Annotated in this window: 19 protein-coding genes; 8 read left to right on the top strand and 11 right to left on the bottom strand. The window is 65.9% G+C overall.

Features of this window, described 5'->3' with window-relative positions; translation table 11 throughout:
• Positions 1-46: 46 nt before the first annotated feature.
• From FJQ89_RS14105 to ybaK, 7 genes are all read right to left on the bottom strand, one after another.
• A complete protein-coding gene (locus tag FJQ89_RS14105; protein WP_141170634.1) occupies positions 47-1279 on the bottom strand; it encodes a metal-dependent hydrolase in 1233 nt (410 codons plus the stop codon).
• A gap of 53 nt (positions 1280-1332) precedes the next feature.
• On the bottom strand, positions 1333-2994 hold the full coding sequence (locus tag FJQ89_RS14110; RefSeq protein WP_141170635.1) for a GDYXXLXY domain-containing protein: 1662 nt from the start codon (positions 2992-2994) through the stop codon (positions 1333-1335).
• Complete coding sequence (locus FJQ89_RS14115; protein ID WP_141170636.1) at positions 2991-3956, bottom strand: DUF2157 domain-containing protein; 966 nt, start codon at positions 3954-3956, stop codon at positions 2991-2993. Before FJQ89_RS14115 ends, FJQ89_RS14110 begins: the two co-directional genes overlap by 4 nt.
• A 37-nt stretch (positions 3957-3993) precedes the next feature.
• Positions 3994-4284, bottom strand: a complete 291-nt coding sequence (locus FJQ89_RS14120; protein WP_141170637.1) for a DUF427 domain-containing protein — start codon at positions 4282-4284, stop codon at positions 3994-3996.
• 70 nt (positions 4285-4354) lie between these two features.
• Entirely contained in the window at positions 4355-5020 is a 666-nt protein-coding gene (locus tag FJQ89_RS14125; RefSeq protein ID WP_141170638.1) for a DsbA family oxidoreductase, read from the bottom strand.
• 90 nt (positions 5021-5110) lie between these two features.
• Positions 5111-5755, bottom strand: a complete 645-nt coding sequence (gene plsY / locus FJQ89_RS14130; protein ID WP_243136053.1) for a glycerol-3-phosphate 1-O-acyltransferase PlsY — start codon at positions 5753-5755, stop codon at positions 5111-5113.
• A 97-nt stretch (positions 5756-5852) separates the two neighbouring features.
• Complete coding sequence (ybaK, locus tag FJQ89_RS14135; protein WP_141170639.1) at positions 5853-6344, bottom strand: Cys-tRNA(Pro) deacylase; 492 nt, start codon at positions 6342-6344, stop codon at positions 5853-5855.
• A gap of 37 nt (positions 6345-6381) precedes the next feature.
• Between ybaK and FJQ89_RS14140 the strand changes: the two genes are divergently transcribed.
• Entirely contained in the window at positions 6382-7344 is a 963-nt protein-coding gene (locus FJQ89_RS14140; RefSeq protein ID WP_141170640.1) for an endonuclease/exonuclease/phosphatase family protein, read from the top strand.
• An 8-nt stretch (positions 7345-7352) separates the two neighbouring features.
• Here FJQ89_RS14140 and FJQ89_RS14145 read toward each other — a convergent pair whose 3' ends face one another.
• Positions 7353-9887, bottom strand: coding sequence for a sensor domain-containing protein (locus FJQ89_RS14145; protein ID WP_141170641.1), 2535 nt, complete (start codon positions 9885-9887; stop codon positions 7353-7355).
• 396 nt (positions 9888-10283) lie between these two features.
• On the opposite strand from FJQ89_RS14145, the gene FJQ89_RS14150 reads away from it, so the two are divergent.
• The 4 genes from FJQ89_RS14150 to FJQ89_RS14165 all read left to right on the top strand — a co-directional run bounded on the left by FJQ89_RS14150 (position 10284) and on the right by FJQ89_RS14165 (position 16042).
• Positions 10284-11525 (top strand): efflux RND transporter periplasmic adaptor subunit, encoded by a 1242-nt coding sequence (locus FJQ89_RS14150; RefSeq protein WP_141170642.1) that lies wholly within the window; start codon positions 10284-10286, stop codon positions 11523-11525.
• Between the two features lie 3 nt (positions 11526-11528).
• Positions 11529-14648, top strand: coding sequence for an efflux RND transporter permease subunit (locus FJQ89_RS14155; protein WP_141170643.1), 3120 nt, complete (start codon positions 11529-11531; stop codon positions 14646-14648).
• Positions 14649-15011: 363 nt separating this feature from the next.
• Positions 15012-15731: an MgtC/SapB family protein gene (locus tag FJQ89_RS14160; protein ID WP_197678692.1), complete on the top strand. Its 720-nt coding sequence runs from the start codon at positions 15012-15014 to the stop codon at positions 15729-15731.
• A 2-nt stretch (positions 15732-15733) separates the two neighbouring features.
• The gene (locus tag FJQ89_RS14165; RefSeq protein ID WP_141170644.1) at positions 15734-16042 is read left to right on the top strand and encodes a hypothetical protein; all 309 of its coding nucleotides are present in this window, start codon (positions 15734-15736) and stop codon (positions 16040-16042) included.
• Here the strand turns inward: FJQ89_RS14165 and FJQ89_RS14170 are convergent.
• Both FJQ89_RS14170 and FJQ89_RS14175 read right to left on the bottom strand, forming a co-directional pair.
• Positions 16034-17431, bottom strand: a complete 1398-nt coding sequence (locus FJQ89_RS14170) for a sensor histidine kinase (RefSeq protein WP_141170645.1) — start codon at positions 17429-17431, stop codon at positions 16034-16036. The two genes, FJQ89_RS14165 and FJQ89_RS14170, sit on opposite strands and share 9 nt — an antisense overlap.
• Complete coding sequence (locus FJQ89_RS14175) at positions 17424-18104, bottom strand: response regulator transcription factor (RefSeq protein ID WP_141170646.1); 681 nt, start codon at positions 18102-18104, stop codon at positions 17424-17426. Before FJQ89_RS14175 ends, FJQ89_RS14170 begins: the two co-directional genes overlap by 8 nt.
• Positions 18105-18349: 245 nt before the next feature.
• Here FJQ89_RS14175 and FJQ89_RS14180 point away from each other — a divergent pair, with 245 nt between their 5' ends.
• The 3 genes from FJQ89_RS14180 to FJQ89_RS14190 are packed head-to-tail and all read left to right on the top strand — an operon-like array spanning position 18350 to position 23835.
• Positions 18350-19474, top strand: coding sequence for an efflux RND transporter periplasmic adaptor subunit (locus tag FJQ89_RS14180; protein WP_141170647.1), 1125 nt, complete (start codon positions 18350-18352; stop codon positions 19472-19474).
• Positions 19467-22571 carry an efflux RND transporter permease subunit gene (locus FJQ89_RS14185; protein WP_141170648.1) on the top strand — a complete coding sequence of 1035 codons (3105 nt, stop codon included), beginning with the start codon at positions 19467-19469 and terminating at the stop codon, positions 22569-22571. The genes FJQ89_RS14180 and FJQ89_RS14185 overlap by 8 nt, the downstream gene beginning before the upstream one ends.
• A complete protein-coding gene (locus tag FJQ89_RS14190; RefSeq protein ID WP_205704493.1) occupies positions 22558-23835 on the top strand; it encodes a TolC family protein in 1278 nt (425 codons plus the stop codon). Before FJQ89_RS14185 ends, FJQ89_RS14190 begins: the two co-directional genes overlap by 14 nt.
• Positions 23836-23904: 69 nt before the next feature.
• Here the strand turns inward: FJQ89_RS14190 and FJQ89_RS14195 are convergent, their stop codons facing one another.
• Entirely contained in the window at positions 23905-24111 is a 207-nt protein-coding gene (locus FJQ89_RS14195; RefSeq protein ID WP_141170650.1) for a hypothetical protein, read from the bottom strand.
• Positions 24112-24178 lie beyond the last annotated feature (67 nt).

The raw sequence follows: 24178 nt of genomic DNA on the forward strand, positions 1-24178 counted from the left end.
AGGCCCACATGCGATATTTTTTACCTAAGAGCAACACATCCGTTCTCTATTTCGGCGGCGCCAGCATGTCGGCACGGGGGCGGTCCCAGCCCGGCACGTAGGCGGGACACGGGCGGCTGCGGAACTGCGCCAGTTCCACGCTCGTAAAATTGGGCAGCATGCCGGGGTTGAAACGCACGTCCGTCAGCTTGTCCGCATGCAAGCGGGGCATGCGGGCAAAGCGAAACCAGGCGTCGGCATAGCAATTGTCTTCCTGCAGGGCGCGCAAGGCGGCCAGACTGCCCGCCGCCTGCGCGGAGACGGCGATGCCGGGCGCCAGTTGCCGCCCTTGCTTGCTGGTCTCGGCCAGCCCGGCCGGGCAGGCGGCGGGCGCCAGCGACTCGGGCAGCAAGCTCAAAGTGCCGCGCCGCAGGGTGTACACGTCGGTCTTGCTGTCGAGCGAGACATAGATCCAGCACAGCGGGTTGCTGGGAAACGCCGTCATCGCCACATCCCACACGCGCGTGCCGGGGTCCAGGCGCTGCACGGCCGCCTCGATGCGCGTACGGCCAATGGCCGAGGCCACGCCCTGCGTGCCGATGAACGTGGCGGCCAGCGCGAAGGCCAGCAGCAGCGCTCCCCGTCCCCGCTCGCCGGCCCGGCCTTGCAGCACGGCCAGCACCACGCCCAGCCCCAGCAAAACAGCCAGCGAGGCAGGCGCCAGGTAGGATTTATAGGTGAAGAAACACAGGGCTGCCGCCAGGGCGGCCAGCAGCACGCTTTTGACGATGCCGTAGCGCAAGGACATGATCACGGGCACGCCCAGCAGCACCCAGAACATGGGTTCGACAATGAAGACCATGTCGCCATACAGCCAGCGGCTGTCGAACGGATAAAACGGGTGCAAGCCATAGGAATTGAGAAAATCCATGCCCATATGCAGGCAGAATCCCAGCAGCAGACAGGCCGCCAGGCCGATGCGGGCAGGTACGCTGCTTTTCAGCAAGCGGCGCGCTCCGGGCCATAGCAGCCACAGCAAGGCCAGCAACAGCAGCGCCTGCGGCAAGGCCAGCAGCAAAGTATGCGTATGGCCACGGTGGTGCAGCATATAGCCGAACGGGCGCGGCAACAGCTTGGTCAGCACCAGGTCCAGGTCGGGCGCGTTGCTGGCAAACCAGGCAGTAAACAGAAACAGCGCACGCCGGGTGCGCTGTGCGGGGGGGTGCGGCTCGGGCGGCAGACTGCGGTGTACCAGTTCGCCGACCCCGAGGCCGATGACCGAATGCGTAATATTATCCATCGGGCAATTTTACAGGATGCCCGCCCGGGCGCGCTCTTGCATTGCTACTTGCGCTACAGCGTCTCCAGCGCCGGGCCGCGCATGCCCACCAGCAAGGCGCGGCCATCGGGCAGCACGCGGAACTCGCCATAGCGGGCCTTTTCCCAGCGCGCCGCTTCGCCTTCCTTGAAGAACCAGGCATCGCTGACCAGCACCCAGTTGCCATCCTTCGGCGTCAGCTCGAGCAGGAATTCGCCGGGCGCCAGCGCCTCTTTGGTGTACGGACGCAGCAGTTCTGCCACGCCGCGCGCATCGCGCCTGGCCACCACGAGGGGCCGGCCTGGCGCCCTGTCCACGCTGGCCAGGGTGCTGAGGACGCCGAGGCCCTGGAAATTGAGGCGCATGTAATCGCCCTGCATCAGCGAACGGGGATCGACGGGCGCCAGTTCCACGAACACAGGCTCGCCCTTGGCAATCAATTGCTCCTTTTGCCAGATGCCACCATTGGCGACCAGCAGCACCAGCAGCAAGCCCCCCAGCACGCCCAGGCGCACGGCGCGATGTTCGGCCGCCACGGCCGATGGCTTGCTTTCCACCAGGTGCAGCACGGCGCCGCGCGTGGCCAGCCACGACAGGGCGCACAGTACGGCGCCGGCCACGGCCAGCAGCGCCGCCTTGCTGGCCAGCGGCCAGGCCAGCTGGTAATAAAAACTGCCGATGACCCAGGCCGCCGCCAGGGCGGCCGCCACGGCCACGCGCGTGCGCCCGCTCGTTACGCAATACGCGAGGACCAGCAGCACAGGACCGAGCGCCGGCATGAACCACGCCAGCACGACCAGCACCAGCGCCACGCCGATGGCGGGCAACTGGCGCAGCGCCGGCCAGCGCCATCCCGTCCAGACGGCGGCCGCCGTGGCCAGCACGAGCGACACCCCATTTAACGCCTGCGCGTACCAGGCGCTGGCCTGGTGCCGGCTTACTTCGCGCGCCACGTCGCCGGCAACACCAACGCCCAGCGCGCCGCCCAGCATGAAGGTCATGCCGGACCAGAAGACCAGGCCCAGCAAGATGGCCAGGACCCACCCCGTCGACAGCGATTCCAGGAAGGCGGCGACGGGCGCGCCGCGGCCATCGTTGAAGGCCTGCTTCTGCAGCCAGTGCGCGCCCAGCCAGAGTGCCAGGGCCAGCATCCAGGCCAGATACAATTGCGTGGGATCGTTCTCGAAAATCCAGTCGCGCGTGCTATCGATGATGCCCAGTCCCAGCAAGCCGCAGGCGACCAGTCCCAGCAGCACGCGCAGCCAGTCGCGCGGCAAGGCGGCGGCCACCACGAGGCATGCCAGGCACAGCAGCAGCGATGCCGTCTGCGTGGAACAATCGCGGAACAGGGCATAACCGAGCAAGCTGCCGCCCACCAGCAGGCATGGCACGGCCAGCTGCTCGACAAACAGCGCCACGCCGCGCATGCGGATCAGCAGCACGGCCACCACCAGCACGATGGCGGCCACCACATACGCGCCGGGACCGTGGCGCACGATGCTTTCCAGGCCCGCGCCCAGCGCCAGGACCAGGGGGATGGCGGCCAGCCAGGCGCCGAAGGCCGTCATCAGCACCAGCGGCCACGGCCGGACATCCTGCACGGGACGACTGGTACCCGATGGCAACAAACCGGCGCGCGTGGCGTCGTCGATCAGGGTGGCGAGCGCATCGGCTCGCTGACTGTTGATATTGCTCATGCCGCCTCCTGGCGCGTGCGCCACAAAATGCCTTGCACGGTCAGGGCCAGCAGCACGGCAGCGACCAGGCCCAGCATCACCAGCCTGCCGACGCCATCGCCATTGCCACCGCCATTGAACAGCATGTATCCCAGCCCCCACACCAGCAGGGTGTTCAGGCCCAGCGCGACGGCGCTGAGGCCGAACACGTCAAACAAGCTGCGCGTGGCCAGCAGGACGCCGGCGACGGCCAGCAAGCCCAGCCCCGCCCAGTACGGCGACCCGACCTCGCTGCCAAACAGGGCGCTGACGGCCGTGCCCGTGATGAGGATGGTGGCGAGTACCAGGCCCAGGCGCAAGGCCCAGCTGCCCGCGCCCGTCCAGCGCGCCAGCAGGGGCGAGACGAACGCACAGGCCAGCAGCACGGCCAGCCAGCCGCTGACGAAAATGCTCAGATCGGCCGAAGCGATGCGCCAGCTGTGGTGCGCATGCGCCTGCATCCACAGGGCGGCGGCCGTCGAAAAAATCAGCATCCACGGCGTCCACAGCACATCGCTGCGTGCCACCAAGCACAGGGGCAAGGCCAGCGCGGCCCACAGGGCGAACAGCTGCCACGGATCGGCGCCCGTCTGGTAGGTCTGGCCGAAATACGCGAACAGGCCTCCGATGGCCAGCAAGGCCATCAGCAACAGCGGCACGCGCGCCTTGGGTACGGCGAAGGCGCCCACGCAGGCGGCGGCCAACACGCCTTGCAGCAGGGCAAAGCGGCCCATGCGGCCCAGGTCTTCCCAATTGGCGGCGACCCAGCAGATCAAGCCCATGCCCAGCAGCGCGGCGCCCAGCACGGCCACGCCGCGCGGCAGCCAGTAGGCCAGGCGCGCGGGTTCGCGCTGGAAGCCGGCCACTTCCTGCAACTGCCGGGTTTGTTGGGCATCGAGCGCATGGGCCGAGGCGAGTTGATACACGGCGAGGCGTAAATCCATCGTCTGCTTTCTTTGTCAGGAAATAGGGGGAGTCAGATCAGCGCTCGACGCTCACGCCGCGCCAGAAGGCGACGTGGCCGGCAATTTGCTTGGCGGCATCCTTGGGCTGGGGGTAAACCCAGGCCGCGTTGGCATTCGTCTGGCCATCGACGACAAGGTCGTAATAGCTGGCCGTGCCCTTCCACGGGCAGATGCTGGTGTGGCTGCTGGGACGCAGGTACTCCTGCGTCACCGCCGCCAAAGGAAAATATACATTGTTTTCAACGACTTGCACCTGATCGTCGGTGGCTTGCGCGATGACGGCGCCATTCCAGCTGGCTGTTGGCATTTGACTATCCTCCCTCTGCGCCGAGTGTAGCGCAAAAAGTCCGCCATGGCGCGCGCCATTGGCGCCCCGCTCAAGCGCCGGCGATGATCTGGCGCAAGGCTTGCTCAAACACTTCAGGCGGCTGGCCGCCGGAAATCAGGTGGCGCTCGTTGATGATGACGGCAGGCACCGAGTTGATGCCGTTCTGCTGGTAGAACTGTTCCTGCGCGCGCACCTCGTCCGCATAGGCATCGGAGGCCAGCACCTCGGCCGCTTTCACGGTATCGAGGCCCACCTTGCCGGCCACGGCCAGCAGCACCTCGTGCGAGGACGGATTCTGGCCCTGCGTGAAATACGCATCGAACAGCGCCATCTTGAGTGCCTTCTGGCGCCCTTCGAGCCCGGCCCAATGCAGCAGCCGGTGCGCATCAAACGTGTTGTAGATGCGGCCGCGCTTGTCCATGGCGAAGGTAAAGCCCAGCTGTTCGCCGCGCGCGCGGATCGCTTCGCGCGACTGCGCCATCTGTTCCGGGGTGGAACCGTATTTGCGGGCGATGTGTTCGCCGATATCCTCGCCTTCGGCCGACATATTGGCGTTCAGCTCGAAGGGCTGGAAGTGGATCTCGGCCTGAACGGTTCCGTCCAGCTTGTCCAAGGCTTGCTCCAGCGATTTCAGGCCGATCACGCACCAGGGGCAGGAAACGTCGGAAACAAAATCGATACGGATGGGAACGGGTGTGGCGGGAGTGGAACTCATGGTGGGCAGCCTTTGCGCGAGTCGGTGGCGGCCGCACCGCGCGGCGCCGCAAGCACAGCATATGCGTGCGGGCCGCGGGAAATCAAGCGCTTACTTCTTCTTGCCAGCGGCCTTGGCCGCATCCTTCTTGCCACCGATCTTGCTTTCCTTGCCAGAGAGCAGGTTAGCGATGTTCTGGCTGTGGCGGTAGGCCAGCAGCACGCTCATGACGATGACAGCCAGCAAGATGGGATCGACGCCGAACAGCAAGCCATAGTAAAACGGCGCGAACAGGGCCGCCACCAGCGCTGCCAGCGAGGAATAGCGAAACGCATAAGCGATGATCAGCCAGGTCGCCAGGGTCGCCAGGCCCAGCCATGGATTGATGCCCAGCAGCACGCCGAGGGCCGTGGCCACGCCCTTGCCGCCGACGAAGCGGAAGAACACGGGCCACAGATGGCCGAGGAAGACGGCGATGGCGACCAGGGCCACGGCCGTGTCGCCTACGCCCAGGGCGCTGGCAAAATGGTCGGCCAGGAACACGGCCAGCCAGCCCTTGGCGCCATCGCCCAGCAGCGTCATGATGGCGGCGCCCTTGTTGCCGCTGCGCAGCACGTTGGTGGCGCCCGGATTTTTCGAGCCATAGGTGCGCGGATCGGCAATGCCGTAGACCTTGCTCATCACCACGGCAAACGATATCGAGCCGAGCAAGTAAGCGGCCACTGTCATTGCCACGGTTGTGATTACTGGATTCATTTCTTCCCTTTATTATGTTTATTGCACCAGCGTCGAGGCTGGCGCAGCAGAATATACACCATGCTCGATGCCCCGCAACAGGCTTTGGACGATTTCCTTAATCCTGCAGCGCGCACTGCACCGGCTTGGCATTGAGCAAATCCATGAGTACCTGCGGCGCCAGGGAGACGAGAAAACCGCGCCGCCCGCCATTGATATAGATGCGCGGCAAGTCCAGGATGGATTGCTCCACGTACACGGGCATCGCTTTTTTGGTGCCGAACGGCGAGGTGCCGCCGATCATGTAGCCGGAATGGCGCTGCGCCACTTCGGGCTTGCACGGCTCGACGGACTTGCAGCCAATGCCACGCGCCAGGTTCTTGGTCGACACCTTGCAATCGCCATGCATGAGCACGATCAGCGGCTTGGCCGCCTCGTCCTGCATCACCAGGGTCTTGATCACCGCATGTTCGGGCACCCCCAGCTCGCGCGCCGAGACGCTGGTGCCGCCGTGTTCTTCATACGGATATGGGTGTTCATCGAAGGAAACGTGATGCTTGCGCAGCAGCTGCGTCGCCTGGGTTTCGGAAATATGCTCTTTTTTAGCCATGCGTGATACGCTGATCGTTCAGTGAGGAGTGCTAATTATGCAGCAAGAAATCCGCTTTGCCACATTCAATGTCTGCAACCTTGCCCCCGCCGGGGCGAAATTGTATGACAACCTGGAACCGTTGAGCCCGGCGCAATACGACGCCAAGGCGGAATGGACGGCGCGGCAAATCGACTTGCTCGACGCCGACGTGATCGGTTTCCAGGAAATTTTCTCGCAAGCGGCCCTGCGCGACGTGCTGTCGCGCACGCGCCATTACCGCGCAGCCGCCCTGGCCGGCCACGATGCGATGGATGCGGCCGGACGCATGCTGCCCACGGTGGCGCTGGTGTCGCGCCTGCCGCTGGCCGGTGCCGGTGTTGCATGGACGAATTTCCCGGCCGGCGTGAGCGTGTCCGCCGAAGACAACACCTGCCGCTTCGCCCGCGCGCCCCTGCATGTGCAGGTCATCTTGCCTGGCGGACAACTCACCGACGTCGTCGTGGTGCACTTGAAATCGCGCCGGCCCGACTACCGCCATGGCGACGGCAGCGACGCGGCCGCCTACGCACTGGCCAACCTGCGCTCGCTGCAGCGGCGCGGCGCGGAAGCGGTGGCCCTGCGCGTGCTGGCAAGCGAACTGGGCCGCAGCAGCCGTCCGCGCATCGTGCTCGGTGACTTCAACGACATCGCCAATGCCGTCACCACGGCCATCGTCATGGGGGCGGGTGCACCGTGCGAACCCGGCATGGAAATGCGAGAACGCCTGTACGACGCCAACGCCATCGCCCTGCGCCAGGATGCGGCGCGCCACGCGGGCTACACGAATATCCACGACAGCGCCTACATGACGATCGACCACATCCTCGTATCCGAGCATTTTCATGCCGCCTCGCCGCGCGCCATCGGCGTGCTGCAGGAAGTGACTTATCTCAACGACCATTTGCTGCTGGGCCTGCCTTACGCCTCCGACCATGGCCAGGTGCTGGCGCGCATCAAGCTGCTGGGAAATATTGACTAGTTCAATAATTAATGTAGCAACTTCGCCAGAACACTGCCCGCGACTTGCGCGCTGGCATATCGCCCCTGGTATTGCTGGCAGCCCTGCCCCCGCAGATAGGCCAGCTGCTGCGCCGTTTCCACGCCTTCGGCAATCACCGTCAATTGCAGTTCGCGCGCCATGGCGATGATGGTGGCGGCGAGCATCGTGTCGGACTCGCCCGCAGCGTCGTCCGCCACGGCGGGCAGGAACGACGGGTCGATCTTGAGTTTATCCACCGGGTAGTGGCGCAGATTGGCCAGGCGCGAATAGCCGGTGCCGAAGTCGTCGATGGCCAGCCTGGCGCCCAGCGCGCGCAGCTGCGCCAGCACGCCGGCCAGGCGCGCGCCGCCCTTCATCAGCAAGGACTCCGTCACTTCCAGTTCCAGGCAGGCCGCAGGCAAACCCGACACGGCCAGCGCCTCTTGCACGCTGAGCAATAAATTATTGTGCAGGCATTGCGCCGGCGACAGGTTCACGGCCACGCGCCAGGCCTGGCCCGCATCGTGCCAGGCGCGCGCGCGCCGGCAAGCTTGCTGCAGCACCCAGTTGCCAATTGATACCATCAAGCCACACTCCTCGGCCACGGCGATGAAGCGCTCGGGCGGCAGCACGCCCAGTTGTGGGTGGCGCCAGCGCAACAGCGCTTCGGCGCCGACGATCTGCCCGCTGGCAACATCGAGCGCGGGCTGGAACTCCAGCACGAATTCATCGCGGCCCAGCGCGGCGCGCAAGCCCTGCTCCAGGCTGGCCCGCTCGACGATTTGCGCATTCATCTCGGCATTGAAAAACTGAAAATTGTTACGCCCGCTTTCCTTCGCATGGTACATGGCGATATCGGCGTTGTGCACGAGGGTCTCGATGCTGTCGCCATCGCTGGGAAAGATGGCCACGCCGATCGAGGTCGATACCTGCAGCTCATATTCGCCCAGCTGATAGGGCTGCGTGACGGCGTGCAGCAGGCTGGACGCGACATGGGCCACCTGGTCGATGCCGCCCACTTCGGCCAGGATGATGACGAACTCGTCACCGCCATGCCGGCTGACGGTATCGACGCCGCGCACACAGCGCACCAGGCGCCGCGCCACTTCCTTGAGCAGCAAATCGCCCACGTGGTGGCCCATGCTGTCATTGATGTGCTTGAAGTGGTCGAGGTCCAGGTACAGGATGGCCAGCATGCTCAGCTTGCGCCGCGCGGCCGCCAGCGACAGCGACAGCCGGTCCAGCAGCAGCACCCGGTTCGGCAAGTCGGTCAGGAAATCGTGCTCGGCCAGGTGGCGCGTGTGCTCCTCGTTTTTCTTGCGCTCGCTGATATCGCTGAGGATGGCCAGGTAATTGCTCAATTGTCCCTGGCTGTCGCGGATGGCCGTCAGTGACAGCCAGGCCGGGTAGCGTGCGCCCGCCTTGCGCTGGCCCGAGATATCGCCTTGCCAATAGCCGTTGGCCTCGACTTCGTCCCACACGTGCTCGAAAAACGCCGGCGTATCCGGCTCCACGCCGTGCTGGACGAAAGGCTTGCCCAGCATGTCGTCCAGGCTGTAGCCGCTGATTTCGCTGTACGCGGGATTCATGCTGACGACGCGCTGCTGCGGATCCATCACGACGATGGCGACACTGGCATGCTCGATGACCTGCATCGACAGGTACAGATCGCGCTCGGCCAGTTTGCGCGAGGAAATATCGCGGATCACGGCGTAAAACAGATAGGTGTGGTCGAGCGTCACGGAAGTGAGCAGCACTTCGCCCCAGAACAGCTGGCCCGCGCACGTCTGATAGCGCCAGTCGTAGCGGCAGTTGCCGTCGGCGTGGGCCTGCGCTGCCAGCTGCGTGCCGCGCAACGATGACAAGGCGCCATCGGGCTGGCGCAGCGGCGAAAAGTCGCTGAGGCGGCGCCCCAGCAGCCGTGGCCGGTCTTCACATTGAAACAGGGCAATGGCGGCGGGATTGGCTTCGGCGATGTACTCGTCGCGCAGCAATACGATGGCGTCGGCGGACTTGTCGTACAGCTGGCGAAAATTGTCGCCCATCAGCAGCAAGGCACCCTGCGCGGCGCCATCCTGGCCGCTGGCCGTGATGTCGACATCGATGCACACCACTTGCCGCACACGTCCGGACTCGATGACGGGAAACACGGTGGAACAGATGCAGCGCGGCGCGGCCCCGTCGGCGTCCAGCTTCCACAGGCGTGTGCTGCGCGCCTTGCCGCTCTCCCACACGGCCGCCAGTTCGTCTGTCCCCTCCTCGGCCAGGCTGGCGGCATCGGGCAGCGAAGCGGCCACCCTGGCCCACGGCTGGCCCAGCGCCAGCTCGGCCGCCACGCCATACAGGCGCGCCGCACCCAAGCTCCAGTAGCGCACGATGCCGTCGCGGTCGATGCCACGCACGGCCAGGCCAGGCGCCTGTTCGACGGCGGCAACAATGATAGACAGCAGATCGAGCGCCTTGGCGGCCGGCCCCGCCTGCGGTTCGGCCGCGGCAAGCAGGCGCCCCGGCGACGGCGCGGCTCCGACAATCCGATCAGACATCAGGCCCCCCGGTGGCGCGGCCGCGCGGCAACCGGCGGGCATATGGCCTGTCCGGTGGCGCAACCATCCCGACCATTCTTGCGCGCCGGCGAATCGGCTTCTTGAGGAGGCGCAAGCATCGTGACATGCACGGCATGCATGCTGGCAGTGGTCTTTGGTCGCCGTTTTTTGCATTCCAGCCCCGATTTTGTGCAATCTGTCGCACGGCGATGGCGGCCGCACTTGAATCTTCCTAAAGTGGCAACATGCGCATCGCCGTGAACGGCCGCAGCGGCAGGCGTGCTGCCTGCGGCCGCCACGGCGATGCGCTACCCGAATTCCCTCCCGGCCAGCGACAGGCCGGGTCCGTACCGAGACCTGGCGCCTAGCCCCTGCGCCGCTCCTGAAAAAAAACCTATGAAAAACGAGACCCTGCCCCCCGCCTCTCCCCTTGCCGCCACGCGCCGCCGGCGCTGGCGTACCCCCTTGCTGATCCTGGTCGTGCTGGGCCTGGCCGGCGGCGGCTGGACGGTGATGCAGTCGAAGCAACAGGCGGCCAAGGCGGCCGAACAGCAAGCGAGCAAGAAGAAGGAACAGGAAAAGACGCCCGTGCATGAACTGGCGCAGGGCGACGTGGCCGCCATCGATGCGCGTGCGCTGACCATCAGCCTGCCCCTGTCCGGCTCGCTGGCGCCCGTGACCCAGGCCACCATCAAGGCCAAGGTCTCGGGCGTGATCGAGGCAACGACCTTGCAGGAAGGCCAGCAAGTGGCCAACGGGCAAATCCTCGTGCGCCTCGATGCGGCCGACCTGCGCGCCCGCCTGACGCAGCAGCAAGCCATGCTCGACGAAGCGCAGGCGCGCCTGTCGATGGCGGCCAAGAATGAAGCGAACAGCCAGGCCCTGCTCAAGCAAAAATACATTTCGCAGACGGCCTACGACACGACGCAAAACTCGGTCGATCTGGCGCGCGCCAACGTCAAGTCCGCCGCCGCCATGGTCGATATCGCCCGCATCGCGCTGGCCGACACGGTGATCCGCGCCCCGATGGCCGGCATCGTCAGCAAGCGCCACCTGCAGGCCGGCGAAAAAGTCTCGCCCGACATGCCCGTCTACACCATCGTCAACCTGGCCCAGCTGACCCTGGAAGCGCCCGTGCCCAGCGCGGACATTCCGCGCATCAAGCTGGGCCAGGACGTGCACTTCAAGGTCGACGGCTTCGGCGCGCGCGACTTTGCCGGCAAGGTCACGCGCATCAACCCCACCACCGAGAGCGGCTCACGCGCCATGCTGGTCTACATCGCCGTCGACAATGGCGATGGCGCCCTGCGCGGCGGCATGTTCGCCAAGGGCAGCATCGTCACCGAGCGCTCGCCGGTGGCGCCGCTGGTGCCGTTGACGGCCGTGCGCCATGAAAAGCAGGGCCCCGTCGTGTATGCGCTGGTGAACAACAAGGTGGTCGCCCAGCCCGTCACGCTGGGACTGCGCAACGAAGATGAAGGCTATGCGGAAGTGACGTCCGGCCTGGTGCCGGGCGCGAAAGTCATCATCGCCAAACTCGATGGCGTGAAACCGGGCCACAGCGTGACCTTTGCCGCGCAATCAGCTACGCCTGCCGCCCCCGCCGCGCCGGCAGCCGTGCTGGCACGGAAGGATTAAGCCATGTGGATGACCAAAGTCAGCATACAAAACCCCGTCTTCGCCACCATGGTCATGGTGGCGCTGGTGGTACTGGGCATCTTCTCCTACCGGGGCCTGGGCGTGGAAAGCATGCCCAGCGTGCAGTTTCCATTCGCCGCCATTGAAGTGAACTACCCGGGCGCCTCGCCCGAAGCCGTGGAAAACGACATCACGCGCCCCATCGAGGACGCCGTCAACACCGTCAGCGGCATCAAGACCATCCGCGCCAACTCGTGGGAAGGACGCGCCGGCGTGTACCTGGAATTCGAGCTGTCGACCAACATGGACAAGGCCATGCAGGACTTGCGCGACAAGGTGGCCCTGGTACGCCCGCGCTTCCCGAAGGAAGCCAAGGACCCGTTCATCGCGCGCGCCGAAGGCGACAACGAACGCCCCATCGCCACCATCGTGCTCACATCCACCGGGCATGACCTGCGCTCGCTGTCGACCATGACGGAGCAGATCATCAGCAAGCGCTTCCAGGGTGTGGCCGGCGTGGGACAAGTCAAGCTGCGCGGCTTGCGCGCGCGCCAGATCCTCATCAGCATGAAGCCGATCGAACTCAATGCCCAGGGCATCGGCGTCGATGAAGTGATCCGCGCCATCCAGGCGACGAATACCAACTTGCCGGCCGGCTCCATCAGCCATGGCGCGGCAGAGCAGCTGGTGCGCGTGGAAGGCAAGATCAAGGATGCGCGCGAATTCGGCAAGATCATCGTCGCGCGCCGTGCCGTCGGCCCCGTCTACCTGGACCAGGTGGCCACCGTGGTCGACGGCGAGCAGGAAGAACTGTCGATTTCGCGCATGAACGGCCAGCAAGCCGTAACCATGGAAATCACCAAGGTGCAGGACGCCAACGTGGTCGAAGTGGGCACCGGCATCCTGAAAGTGGCGGCGGATCTGCAAAAGACGCTGCCGCCCGATATCACCCTGCGCGTGCTGGACGACGAATCGGAACGCGTGCAAAGCCAGCTCGATAACGTCAAGCGCACCATCATCGAAGGCGCCGTGCTGACCATGGTGATCGTCTTCCTGTTCCTGCATTCGTGGCGCTCGACCATCATCACGGGCCTAACTTTGCCGATCTCCGTGCTGGCCAGCTTCATCGCCATGAAGGCGTTTGGCTTCACGCTGAACTTCCTGACCCTGATGGCGCTGTCCCTGTGCATCGGCCTGTTGATCGATGATGCCATCGTGGTGCGTGAAAACATCGTGCGCCACCTGGGCATGGGCAAGAACCACTACCAGGCGGCCAACGACGGCACCAATGAAATCGGCCTGGCCGTGATGGCCACCACGTTCGCCATCGTCGCCGTGTTCGTGCCGGTGGCCTTCATGGACGGCATCATCGGCCGCTTCTTCCTGCAGTTCGGCATCACCGTGGCCGTCGCCGTTCTCGTCTCCCTGTTCGTCAGCTTCACGCTCGACCCCATGCTGTCGTCCGTCTGGCGTGACCCCGTCAAGGATCGCTTCAAGTACGTGCCGTGGCTGGGCCGCTTCATGGCCTGGATCGAGACGGGCATCGACTGCCTGCACGTCTGGTACGGCAAGGTATTGAAAGTGGCCCTGCGCTGGCGCAAGACCACGCTGGCCACCGCCGTCGCCCTGTTCGCGGGCAGCCTGATGCTCGTGCCCATGATCGGCGGCGAGATGTTCCCGGAAACGGACCAGGGCTGGGTCAACCTGCGCTTCAAGACGCCCGTCGGCTCCAGCCTCGAATACACGGACAGCAAGGTGCGCCAGATCGAAACGGCGCTGAAGGAGTTTCCCGAGATCGACAGCCTGGTAGCCAATATCGGCACGCCCGATGGACGCAACACGGCCGAAGTGAACCTGAAGCTGACGGACATCAAGACGCACAAGCGCCGCTCGCAGCAGGAACTGGAAAAGCTGATCCGCGAACGCCTGGCGCCGATTGCCGGCATTACGCTGTCCGTCGGCCAGCGCCCCATCTTCATCGCCATCCTCGGCACGGACGAAGGCAAGCTCGATGCGGTGGCGCACACCCTGATGAACAAGATGCGCAGCATCAAAGGCCTGGCCGACATGGAATACAGCCAGGAAGGCGCCAATCCGTCGACCACGGTGAAGATCAACAACGAGCTGGCCAGCGACCTGGGATTGTCGGTGCAGCAGATCGGCAATGCCCTGCGCCCGTTCGTGGCGGGCGACACGGTCAGCCACTGGCTGGCCAGCGACGGGCAAAACTATGACGTCAACGTGCAGCTGCCGAAATCGGGCCGGCAAAAGGTGGCCGACCTGGCCGACCTGTCGCTGGCGTCCAGCAAGCTTGACGCCAACGGCAAGCCGGTCATGATTCCGCTGCGCCAGGTGGTCGAATTCGTGCCCTCGTCCAGCCCGCAAGTGCTGAAACGCCAGGCCTTGCAGCGCCGCGTCGCCATCTATGCGGGCGTGCAGGGCCGCCCTGCCGGCGACGTCGACGCCGATGTGCAGAAGGCCATCAAGTCCATCGATCTGCCGCCGGGCGTGCGCTTCGACGTGGCCGGCAATGCGCAGCAGATGGCCGAGACCATGGGCGGCGCGATGATGGCGCTGGGGATCGCCGTGATCTTCATCTACCTGGTGCTGGCATCGCAGTTCGGCAGCTTTTTGCAGCCGATCGCCATCATGGTGTCGCTGCCGCTCTCCTTGATCGGCGTGCTGGCCGCTCTCCTCATTACGGGCAGCACCCTGAACATCTTCTCCGTGATCGGCTTCATCATGCTCATGGGCCTGGTCACCAAGAATGCGATTTTGCTGGTGGACTTCACCAACCAGCGCCAGCGCGAGGGCCTGGGACAGTTCGAGGCGCTGATGGAAGCGGGGCAAGTGCGCTTGCGCCCCATCCTGATGACGACCCTGGCGATGGTCTTCGGCATGCTGCCGATGGCCATCGGCATGGGCGACGGCGGCGAATCGCAGGCGCCCATGGGCCGCGCCGTCATCGGCGGCGTCATCACCTCGACGCTATTGACGCTGGTGGTGGTGCCCGTCGCCTACACCTACCTCGACAGTCTGGGCAAGCGCGCCGCGCGCTTCTTTGGCGGCGGCGAGCATGCGCACGCTGAATCCGCCGACGATGGCAAAGCACACGCCCACTGATAGACCGGTCGCCTTCACCGTCCCCGCATTGGCGGGGACGACGCGGCGGCTTCCTGAAGAGAGCTTCAGTTGACCAAAGCGGCCCCACTGGCTAGACTGTCCCCCGTTATCAATGATATGGAGTGACTCGTGGGTGCTTGTTCCAGTGACAGTAGTCGATTGACCATCGGCGATCGGCCTTAGGCAAGACGCGCGCATTCCGCCCGCCTGGCCCATGGCAAGGTGCGGTTTTACCAGCGGCGATGCACATTCGCCGCCACTTCCCTCCTCATCGTTCCACCGTTATCGTCTGCTGCCCCCTTTCGGGGCGAATTGTCTTCGCCTTGCACTCGCCTGTTCCTCCCCAGCCGGGAGAAACTGATGGTGGTATTTGATTTTGCGCTGCGCGTTGCCGCGGCATTGACCCTGGGCGCCATGATCGGCGCCGAACGCCAGCTGCGCCAGCGCATGGCGGGCCTGCGCACGAACGCGCTGGTGTCTGTCGGCGCCTCGCTGTTCGTGATGGTCTCCGTGCTCGAAGGCGATAGCGCCGGCCATATGCGCATCGCCGCGCAGGTGGTGTCGGGCATCGGCTTTCTGGGCGCCGGCGTCATCATGCGCGAAGGGATGACGGTGCGCGGCCTGAACACGGCCGCCACCCTGTGGTGCTCGGCCGCCATCGGCGTGCTGTGCGGCCTCGGTTTTGCGCTGGAAGCGGCCATCGGCACGGGCTTCGTGCTGGTCGCCAACCTGGTGCTGCGCCACCTGGCGCAACGCATCAACGCGCACGGCAGCGAAGCGGGCATCGAGACGGAAAGCATCTACCGCGTGACGGCCGTGTGCGAGGCGGAGCAGGAAGTGCAGGTGCGCAAGCTGATGCTGCGCCTGATCAGCGGCATGCCGGCGCTGATGCTGCAATCCCTGCACAGCGAAGACGCGGCGCAGGCGGGGCGCATCGAAGTGCGCGCCGACCTGCTCACGCCCTTGTCCAGCCTGGGATTGCTGGAGCAGATCGTCAGCCAGGTCAGCCTGGAAGGCAGCGTCTCGGCCGTGCGCTGGGCGCTGGTCAACAACGCGGAATTTGTCGCCGAACGGGGAGTGTGACGATGAAAAAATTCTTCCATTGGTTTGCCAGGCGCGGTCCAATCGTCGCCACCTATCGCCTGACCGTCACATGCCCTGCGGCGCAAGCGGACCATGTGGCGCGCCTGCTGCTGGCCGAACTCAAGGGCGCGGGCCTGGCGCCGTCGCAGATGCTGCGCAGCTGGGACGAGGCCCGGCAGGTGGTGCAGCTGATCGCCACGGTGCTGTGCCAGGCCGTGCAGCGCGCCGTACTGGTGCGTTTCGTCAACCGCGCGGGCGCCTGGCCGCAAGTGCGGCAAGTGCGCTGGGAAGGCGTCGCGCCCTCAATCTGACGTCGGCAGGCGCAGGAGGAACAGCGCGCCGCCTTCCGGACGGTTCTGCGCCTCGATACTGCCGCCGTATGCGTGCACGATCGCTTGCGACAGGGCCAGGCCCAGGCCGAAGCCGGGCGCCTCGCCCGCGCGCGCCCGGGCGCCACGGTAAAAGCGTTCGAACAGATGCGGCAAGTCTTCCACGCCGATGCCCGGTCCTGCATCGCTCACACCCACCAGCGCATGTTCGCCCTCGCGCGCCACATGCACGCTGATGCTGCTTCCGGGCGGCGAAAACTTCACGGCGTTATCGAGCAGATTGGCCAGCACCAGGTCCACCGGGCCGGCCGCCACCCGCGCGTGCACGACCACGCCTGCATCGAAGACGATGCGGATGCCGCGCTGCGCTGCCGCCTTTTCCAGGCGCTGCGCGGCCGCCTGCACGAGCGGATTGAGTGCGATGGTTTCCACGGCATTGCGCTCCTGCCCCACGTCCAGGCGCGTGAGCATCAGCAATTCTTCCACCAGGGTCGTCAGGCGCTGCACTTCATCGAGGCAGGACGCCAGCGCATCGACATATTCAGCTGCCTCGCGCGGGCGGCGCAGGGTGATTTCGATTTCCGTGCGCAGGCGCGACAGGGGCGAGCGCAATTCATGCGAGCCGTCGGCCGTGAAGCGCCGCTGCGCATCGTAGCCATGTTCCAGGCGCTCCAGCATGGCGTTCAGGGTATCGACCAGGCGGCCGATTTCATCGGGCGTGCCGGGATGGGGCAGGCGCTGGTGCAGGCTGGCTTCGCCGATCGAATGCGCCTGGTCCACCACATCGTCGATGGCGCCCAGCACGCGGCGCGTGAGCATTTCGCCAGCCAGCCCGACGGCGGCCAGCAAGGCCAGCGCCATGGCGCCAAACAGTACGGTGGCCGCGGCCAGCACGTGGTTGACGTCATCGAGCGAACCGGCCACCTGCACCGCCAGGTGCAAGCCGGACGCGGGTACGGGGATGGAAACCATGCGCAGCGGCTCCTCGCCGAATTTCGGCAGGGTTTCGAAGACGGTCTCGCCAGCCGCCAGGCGCGCCAGCAGGATGGGTGACGCCGGCAGCTGCGCCGCCTCCAGGTTGCGGCTGCGCGCCAGCACGCGGCCTTCGCCGTCGATGATCTGCACCAGGCGGTCGAGCCGCGTCAGGGAAGGCGGCGCCAGGCCCGGCGCCACCTCGTGCACCTGCACGGGCTGGCGCGGCGCGGCCGGCAGCATGGCCATTTCCGTCTCGGCCAGCGCCAGCAGGGCCGCATCGAGCTGGCCGTGCACGGCGCGCGACAGGCCCCAGTAGCCGGCCAGCGCCGTGCAGGCAACGATGACAAGGATGACCGCCAGATGCACCCGCAGCAATCGCTTGCGAAAACTAGCCACCGTCGTTGTCCGCCAGGCGGAAACCGCGTCCGCGCACCGTGTGGATCAAGGCCGGCAAGCCGGGCGCATCGACCTTGCCGCGCAAATTGCGCACATGGACATCGATCAGGTTGTCGATGCCGATCAGGTCCGCCTGCCAGATCTGCTCGGCCAGGCGCGCGCGGCTGACCACCTCACCCGCCTGGCGCAGCAGGATCAACAGAATCGCATATTCCTTGGGTGTCAGCACCAGCGGCGCACCGGCCCGCGTCGCCTGGTGGCTGACGGGATCGAGCGTCAGGTCGGCCAGCGCCAGCACCAGCGGGCGGCTGATGTCGGAGCGGCGCAGCAGCGCGCGGATGCGCGCCAGCAGTTCCTCGAACTCGAACGGTTTGGTGAGGTAATCGTCGGCGCCCGTGTTCAGGCCCGCTACGCGGTCGGCCGTGGCGTCGCGCGCGGTCAGCATCAGCACGGGCGTCTGGATGGCGCGCGCGCGCAAATCGCGGCAAAAATCGATGCCCTGCTTGCCCGGCAACATCCAGTCGAGCACGATCAAGTCATAAGCGACGGCATAGCTTTCGTCCTCGCCCTCTTCGGCGCTGTGCGCCACGTCGACGACGAAGCCCTCTTCCTGCAAGCCGCGCGCCAGCAGGCGCGCCGCCTTGCGGTCATCTTCCACCAAGAGGATTCTCATGCCTGCCTTTCACATTGTGCTGCGTTTTCCCGCATTTTCCATCCTTGCATTTTACCGCGCCGTGGCCTGCGCACACCGAACCTGAAGAATGATTCAGGCGTTCTTGGGAGCTTCTTCAGGACGACATTGCTATGCTTTCCCGGCGCTGTAGTGACGCTGCCTGCGCCACCTGTGCCCCTCTCATCGCCCGCCTGGGCACGGCATCCACGCATGCCCCATCACCATCAATAACAAGGAATCACGGGATGAACACGACCACCCGCAACGCCCTGGGCGCCAGCTGCGCCCTCGCTCTCGCCTGCTCGGCCCTGGCCGGCTGCGCCAAACCGACGGCGGCGGCCACGCCCACCGTCCAGTCGACGCAGCAGGACGACGGCAGCATCACCGTCGACAAGATGTCGCCGCTGCGCCAGCGCCTGCAAATCGCGCCCGTGCAGGAACAGGAAATCGCCACGCAGACCGATGCGCCGGGCAGCATCGAAGCCATGCCGGAAAAGCTGGTGAAAATCACGCCGCCCCTGTCGGGGCGCATTACGCGCCTGCAGCGCGCCCTGGGCGACAGCGTCAAGGCCGGCGATGCCCTGTTCACCCTGGATTCGGCGGAGCTGAGCGCCGCGCACGCGGACAATAGCAAGGCGAAATCCGCCCTGCTGCAAGCGCGCCAGGAACTGCAGCGCCAGAAAACCCTGTTCGAGGCGGAGATTGCCGCGCGCAAGGATTACGAGGCAGCCCAGGCGGCCTTCGACCAGGCCAACAGCGATGCGCAGGCCAGCGCCGACAAGCTGGCCCAGTACGGCGCCAGCGCCGGCGGCTCGCGCCGCGACTACGTCCTGCGCTCGCCGATCGCCGGCACCGTGATCGCCATGGATGGCGCTCAGGGCGGCTACTGGAACGATATCAACGCGCCCGTCATGACGGTGGCCGACCTGTCCACCGTGTGGCTGTCGGCCAACGTGGCCGAAAGGGACCTGGCGCAGGTGGCCGTCGGCCAGGCGGCCCGCATCACGCTCGACGCCTGGCCCGGCAAGGATTTCGAGGGCAAGGTCGCCTATGTGGGCGCCGTGCTCGATGGCGAGACGCGCACCGTCAAGGTACGCGTGGCCATCGACAACCGCAGCGGCATTTTCAAGCCGGGCATGTTCGCCCACGCCGGTTTCGCCGGCGCCACGCGGCGCGGCCTGATGGTGCCCTCGGCGGCGCTGCTGCAAAGCGGACTGGTGACGCGCGTGATGGTCGAACGCGGCCCGCTGCGTTTCGAGGCGCGCGTGGTGCAGGTAGGCGCCAGCCGGGGCGACCAGGTGGAAATCGTCTCCGGCCTGAAGGCGGGCGAACGCATCGTCGTCAAGGAAGGAGTGCTGCTCAATGGTTGATCGTTTCATCGCCACCTGCTGCCAGCGGCGCGGCATCGTCTGGCTGGTGCTGCTGTTCGTCGCCGCCTACGGCGTGTATTGCTGGAAGCAGCTGCCCATCGAAGCCTATCCCGACATCGCCGACGTCACCTCGCAGATTGTCACGCAGGTGCCGGGCCTGGGCGCCGAGGAAATCGAACAGCAGATCACGATACCGCTGGAGCGCGCCCTGCTGGGCACGCCCGGCATGCATGTGCTGCGCACGCGCAGCCTGTTCGCGCTGTCCCTGATCACGGTCGTGTTCGAGGATGGCAGCGATGGCTACTTCACGCGCGAGCGCTTGCAGGAGCGCCTGGCCAGCGTGAACCTGCCGTACGAGGCCAAGCCGGGGCTCGATCCCTATACTTCGCCCACGGGCGAAATCTACCGCTACACGCTGGAATCGAAAACGCGCTCCCTGCGCGAACTGTCGGAGCTGCAGTTCTGGACAGTCATCCCGCGCCTGCAAAAAGTACGCGGCGTGGCTGACGTCAGCAATTTCGGCGGCCTGACGACGCAATTCATGCTGGAACTCGATCCCGCAAAACTGGACAGCTACGGCCTCTCGCTGGTGCAGGTGAAGGACGCCATCAACGCCAACAACACCAGCGGCGGCGGCAGTGTCATCGACCGCGGCCAGCAATCGTACGTGGTGCGCGGCGTGGGCTTGCTGCATTCGCTGGACGACATGGGCAACGTTGTCATCAGCAGCAAGAATGGCGTGCCCGTGCTGGTGAAGGACCTGGGCAAGCTCGCCTACGGCAACGTGGAGCGGCGCGGCATCCTCGGCAAGGACAACAATCCCGACACCATCGAGGGCATCACCTTGCTGCTGAAGGATTTCAATCCCTCCGAGGCGCTGGCGGGCATCCATGCGGCCGTGGACGATCTGAATAACAATCTGCTGCCGAAAGACGTCAAGGTGGTCGCCTACCTGGATCGCAGCGCGCTGATCGACGCCACCTTGCACACGGTCAGTTATACCTTGGGCGAAGGCATGCTGCTGGTGGCCCTGGTGCTGCTGCTGTTCCTGGGCAGCCCGCGCGCGGCCGCCATCGTCGCGCTGACGATTCCGCTGGCGCTGCTGATCGCCTTCATCTTCATGCACCATTTTAAAATTCCCGCCAACCTGCTGTCGCTGGGCGCGATCGACTTCGGCATCCTCGTCGACGGCTCCGTGGTGGTGCTGGAAAACATGCTGCGCCGCCGCGAGCGCGAGCAGAAGCGCCCGCTCACCATCGATGACGCGATCGAGGCGACCCTGCAGGTAGCGCGCCCCATCATGTTCGGCATGGCCGTCATCATCGCCGCCTACCTGCCCCTGTTCGCCTTCCAGCGCATCGAATACAAGCTGTTCTCGCCGATGGCGTATGCGGTCGGTGCGGCACTCGTGGGCGCGCTGGTGGTGGCGCTGGTGCTGATTCCGGGCCTGGCCTGGCTGGCCTTGCGCAAGCCGCGCCGCACCTTCCATAACCGCGTGCTGGAACAGCTGGCGGCAGCATATGGCACCTTCCTCGAGCGCATGGTGGGCAAGAAGCGCTGGGTGGCGATGGTGTGCGCCGCCTCGCTGGCAGGGTTGGCCCTGCTGGGCGGGGGCATCGGGCGCGACTTCCTGCCCTATCTCGATGAAGGCTCGCTGTGGCTGCAAGTGCAGATGCCGCCCGGGATCACCCTGGACAAGGCGTCCGAGATGGCCAGTGAACTGCGCCGCGCCGCGCTGGAGTTCCCGGAAGTGTCGACCATCGTCACACAGACGGGGCGCAACGACGACGGCACCGATTACTGGACGCCGTCGCACATCGAGGCCAGCGTGGGCCTGCATCCCTATAAAAGCTGGACGTCGGGCATGAACAAACAGCAGCTGATCGCCAAAATGAGCGAGCGCTTCGCCCGCATGCCCGGCTACACGGTGGCCTTCATGCAACCGATGATCGACGGCGTGCAGGATAAATTGTCGGGCGCGCACAGCGACCTGACGGTGAAGATATTCGGCGACGACCTCGACGAAGTGCGCGCCATCGCCGGCAGGGTGGCGCAAGCACTGAAAACAGTCCCTGGCGCCTCCGACGTGGCGGTGGACGTGGAGCCGCCGCTGCCCAACCTGAAGGTGGAGCTGGACAGGGCCAAGGCGGCCCGCTACGGCATCAACGCGGCCGACGTGGCCGACCTGATTTCCACCGGCATCGGCGGCGCGCCCATCGGCCAGGTCTACGTGGGCGAGAAAAGCTACGACATCGCCGTGCGCTTCCCCGCCGAGGTACGTTCCAGTCCGGACGCCATCGCCAAACTGATGCTGACGACCGCCAACGGCGCCAAGGTGCCGCTGGCGCAGGTGGCAAACATCAGCACCACCTCGGGCGAAAGCGTGATCGTGCGCGAGATGGGACGGCGCCACATCATCGTGCGCCTGAACGCCCGCGGACGCGACCTGGCCGGCTTCCTGGCCGAAGCGCGCCCGCTGGTGGCCAGGACCGTCGCCGACGAGCACCAGCGCATCGGCGTCGAATGGGGCGGCCAGTTTGAAAACCTGCAGCGCGCGCAAAGCCGCCTGGCCATCATCTTGCCGATGACCCTGGGCGCCATGTTTTTGCTGCTGTTCGGCCAGTTCCGCAACCTGCGCCAGCCGGCCCTGGTCTTGCTGGCCGTGCCGCTGGCCATGCTCGGCGGCCTGGCCGCGCTGCACCTGCGCGGCATGACCTTGAATGTCTCGAGCGCCGTCGGCTTCATCGCCCTGTTCGGCGTGGCCGTGCTGAATGCCGTGCTGATGCTGGCGCAGATCAACCGCCTGCGCGGCGAAGAAGGCAAGAGCCTGCGCGATGCCGTGCTCGAAGGCGCGCGCGACCGCATGCGCCCCGTGCTGATGACAGCCACCGTGGCCGCGCTGGGCCTGACGCCCGCCATGCTGGCCACCGGTCTGGGCAGCGATGTGCAGCGCCCGCTGGCCACCGTGGTGGTGGGCGGCCTGGTGACGGCGACCGCACTGACCCTGCTGCTGTTGCCGGCCCTGTATTACCTGATCGAAGCGCATCTGGAACAACGCCGTAACCACACTGATGGAGCATCCCATGACACGCTTTAACTTGATCCTGGCGGGCTGGCTGATCTCGCCCGCCATCATCGCCGCGCCCCTGACCTTCGACACCTACCTGAGCGCCGTGGAAACGCACAGCCTGGAGCTGCAGGCGCAGCAGCAAGACATCACGTCGGCCAAGGCCGGCATCGGCATCGCCGGACTGCGCCCCGATCCGGAATTGACCCTGGGCGCCGCGCGCGAAACGCCGCGTTCGATCGAACGCCGTCCCATCACCTGGACGCCGGCCATCGGCATGGCCATCGAAACGGGCGGCAAGCGCGCCGCGCGCCTGAAAGCGGCGCGCAGCAATGTCACCGTCGCCGAGGAAACGGTGGCCGGCTTCAAGAGCGAACTGTACGCCACTGCGGCGGCGGCCTACACGGAAGCGTGCCGCACTCGCGAGGTGCTGGCGCGCAAGGAGCACACCATGGCGGCCCTGTCGAAAGTGGTCGAGGCGAACGTGGTGCGCCGCAAGGCAGGCGACGTGGGCGGCATCGAGCTGCTGCAGTCGCGCGTGGAACGCGACCAGTTCCAGGCCGAACTGGCGCAGGCACGCAGCGAGGCGCAGGGCGCCATGCTGGAACTGTCGCCGCCGCTGGGGCGCCAGCTCGATGCGCTGTTTCCCGACGCGCAGCTGGCCTGCGACTTCACCGCCTTTGCGGGCGGCGAAAGCGGCACCCTCGTGCCGCAGGCGCTGCGCGAACGCAGCGATGTACGCATCGCCCGCGCCACGCTGGACAATCTGCGCGATGGCGCGGCGCTGGTGCGCGCCAACCGCTCCGTCGATCCCACCGTGACGCTGGGCCTGGCCGCCGTGCGCGGCTACCAGGACGGCATCGATGCCCATGGCGCACCAGTGGAAGGGTCGCCCCGTTCGCGCGCGCTGTCCATCTCGCTGGCCATCCCCATCCCGCTGTCGCGGCGCGACAAGGGCGACGTGGTGCAGGCCGAGGCCGGCGTCACGCAAGCGATGCTGGCCTTGCGCCAGGCCGAGTTGAAAGCCGAAACGGACGTGCGCGCGGCGCAGCTGCAGCTGCGCACGGCGCAGGAGCGGCTGGCGCGCTACCGCGACGGCGTGCTGCTCGATGCGCAAAAGGTCGTTGACGGCATCGGCCTGTCCTACTTCAGTGGTAATGCCTCGCTGCTGGAATGGCTGGCCGCGCAGCACTCGGCCGACGACGCCTGGCAGGGCTATCTGCAGGCGCGCGCCGACGTGGCCATCGCCAGCACGCAGCTGCAACTGGCCATCGGCCAGCGGCCGCGCTTATAGCGGGAGGGGGAAGGTAGAACGAAGAGATGCCGGCGCGGCGGTGCCGCACCGGTCGTCAGGAACGGGCAATTACTGCGGCTGGACAGGAGCGTCGCCTTCGGCGGCCGGATCAGCGTCAACGTCGGCGTCGTCCGCTTCCGGCTCATCGCCCTCGCTGCCATCGGCAGCCTTGGGATTGTTTTTCGCTTCCAGCTTGCGCCTGGCTTTTTCCTCGGCTTTCTTCTTCTTTTCCAGCTCTTTTTGCCGTTTTTCGTATTGGAAATTTGTCTTGGCCATTTACTACCTCTTTAGTTTTTAGATGTTACAGATAAGCACATAAGGCACATTATGACGTAATTGGACC

This window comes from Janthinobacterium tructae (assembly GCF_006517255.1).
In the GTDB taxonomy this organism is placed as follows: Bacteria; Pseudomonadota; Gammaproteobacteria; order Burkholderiales; family Burkholderiaceae_D; genus Janthinobacterium; species Janthinobacterium tructae.

Excerpts from the sequence above, each read along its gene's own strand:
- FJQ89_RS14105 (WP_141170634.1), bottom strand. The coding sequence starts at position 1,279 with ATGGATAATATTACGCATTCGGTCATCGGCCTCGGGGTCGGCGAACTG.
- FJQ89_RS14110 (WP_141170635.1), bottom strand. The coding sequence starts at position 2,994 with ATGAGCAATATCAACAGTCAGCGAGCCGATGCGCTCGCCACCCTGATC.
- FJQ89_RS14115 (WP_141170636.1), bottom strand. The coding sequence starts at position 3,956 with ATGGATTTACGCCTCGCCGTGTATCAACTCGCCTCGGCCCATGCGCTC.
- FJQ89_RS14120 (WP_141170637.1), bottom strand. The coding sequence starts at position 4,284 with ATGCCAACAGCCAGCTGGAATGGCGCCGTCATCGCGCAAGCCACCGAC.
- FJQ89_RS14125 (WP_141170638.1), bottom strand. The coding sequence starts at position 5,020 with ATGAGTTCCACTCCCGCCACACCCGTTCCCATCCGTATCGATTTTGTT.
- plsY (WP_243136053.1), bottom strand. The coding sequence starts at position 5,755 with ATGAATCCAGTAATCACAACCGTGGCAATGACAGTGGCCGCTTACTTG.
- ybaK (WP_141170639.1), bottom strand. The coding sequence starts at position 6,344 with ATGGCTAAAAAAGAGCATATTTCCGAAACCCAGGCGACGCAGCTGCTG.
- FJQ89_RS14140 (WP_141170640.1), top strand. The coding sequence starts at position 6,382 with ATGCAGCAAGAAATCCGCTTTGCCACATTCAATGTCTGCAACCTTGCC.
- FJQ89_RS14145 (WP_141170641.1), bottom strand. The coding sequence starts at position 9,887 with ATGTCTGATCGGATTGTCGGAGCCGCGCCGTCGCCGGGGCGCCTGCTT.
- FJQ89_RS14150 (WP_141170642.1), top strand. The coding sequence starts at position 10,284 with ATGAAAAACGAGACCCTGCCCCCCGCCTCTCCCCTTGCCGCCACGCGC.
- FJQ89_RS14155 (WP_141170643.1), top strand. The coding sequence starts at position 11,529 with ATGTGGATGACCAAAGTCAGCATACAAAACCCCGTCTTCGCCACCATG.
- FJQ89_RS14165 (WP_141170644.1), top strand. The coding sequence starts at position 15,734 with ATGAAAAAATTCTTCCATTGGTTTGCCAGGCGCGGTCCAATCGTCGCC.
- FJQ89_RS14175 (WP_141170646.1), bottom strand. The coding sequence starts at position 18,104 with ATGAGAATCCTCTTGGTGGAAGATGACCGCAAGGCGGCGCGCCTGCTG.
- FJQ89_RS14180 (WP_141170647.1), top strand. The coding sequence starts at position 18,350 with ATGAACACGACCACCCGCAACGCCCTGGGCGCCAGCTGCGCCCTCGCT.
- FJQ89_RS14185 (WP_141170648.1), top strand. The coding sequence starts at position 19,467 with ATGGTTGATCGTTTCATCGCCACCTGCTGCCAGCGGCGCGGCATCGTC.
- FJQ89_RS14190 (WP_205704493.1), top strand. The coding sequence starts at position 22,558 with ATGACACGCTTTAACTTGATCCTGGCGGGCTGGCTGATCTCGCCCGCC.
- FJQ89_RS14195 (WP_141170650.1), bottom strand. The coding sequence starts at position 24,111 with ATGGCCAAGACAAATTTCCAATACGAAAAACGGCAAAAAGAGCTGGAA.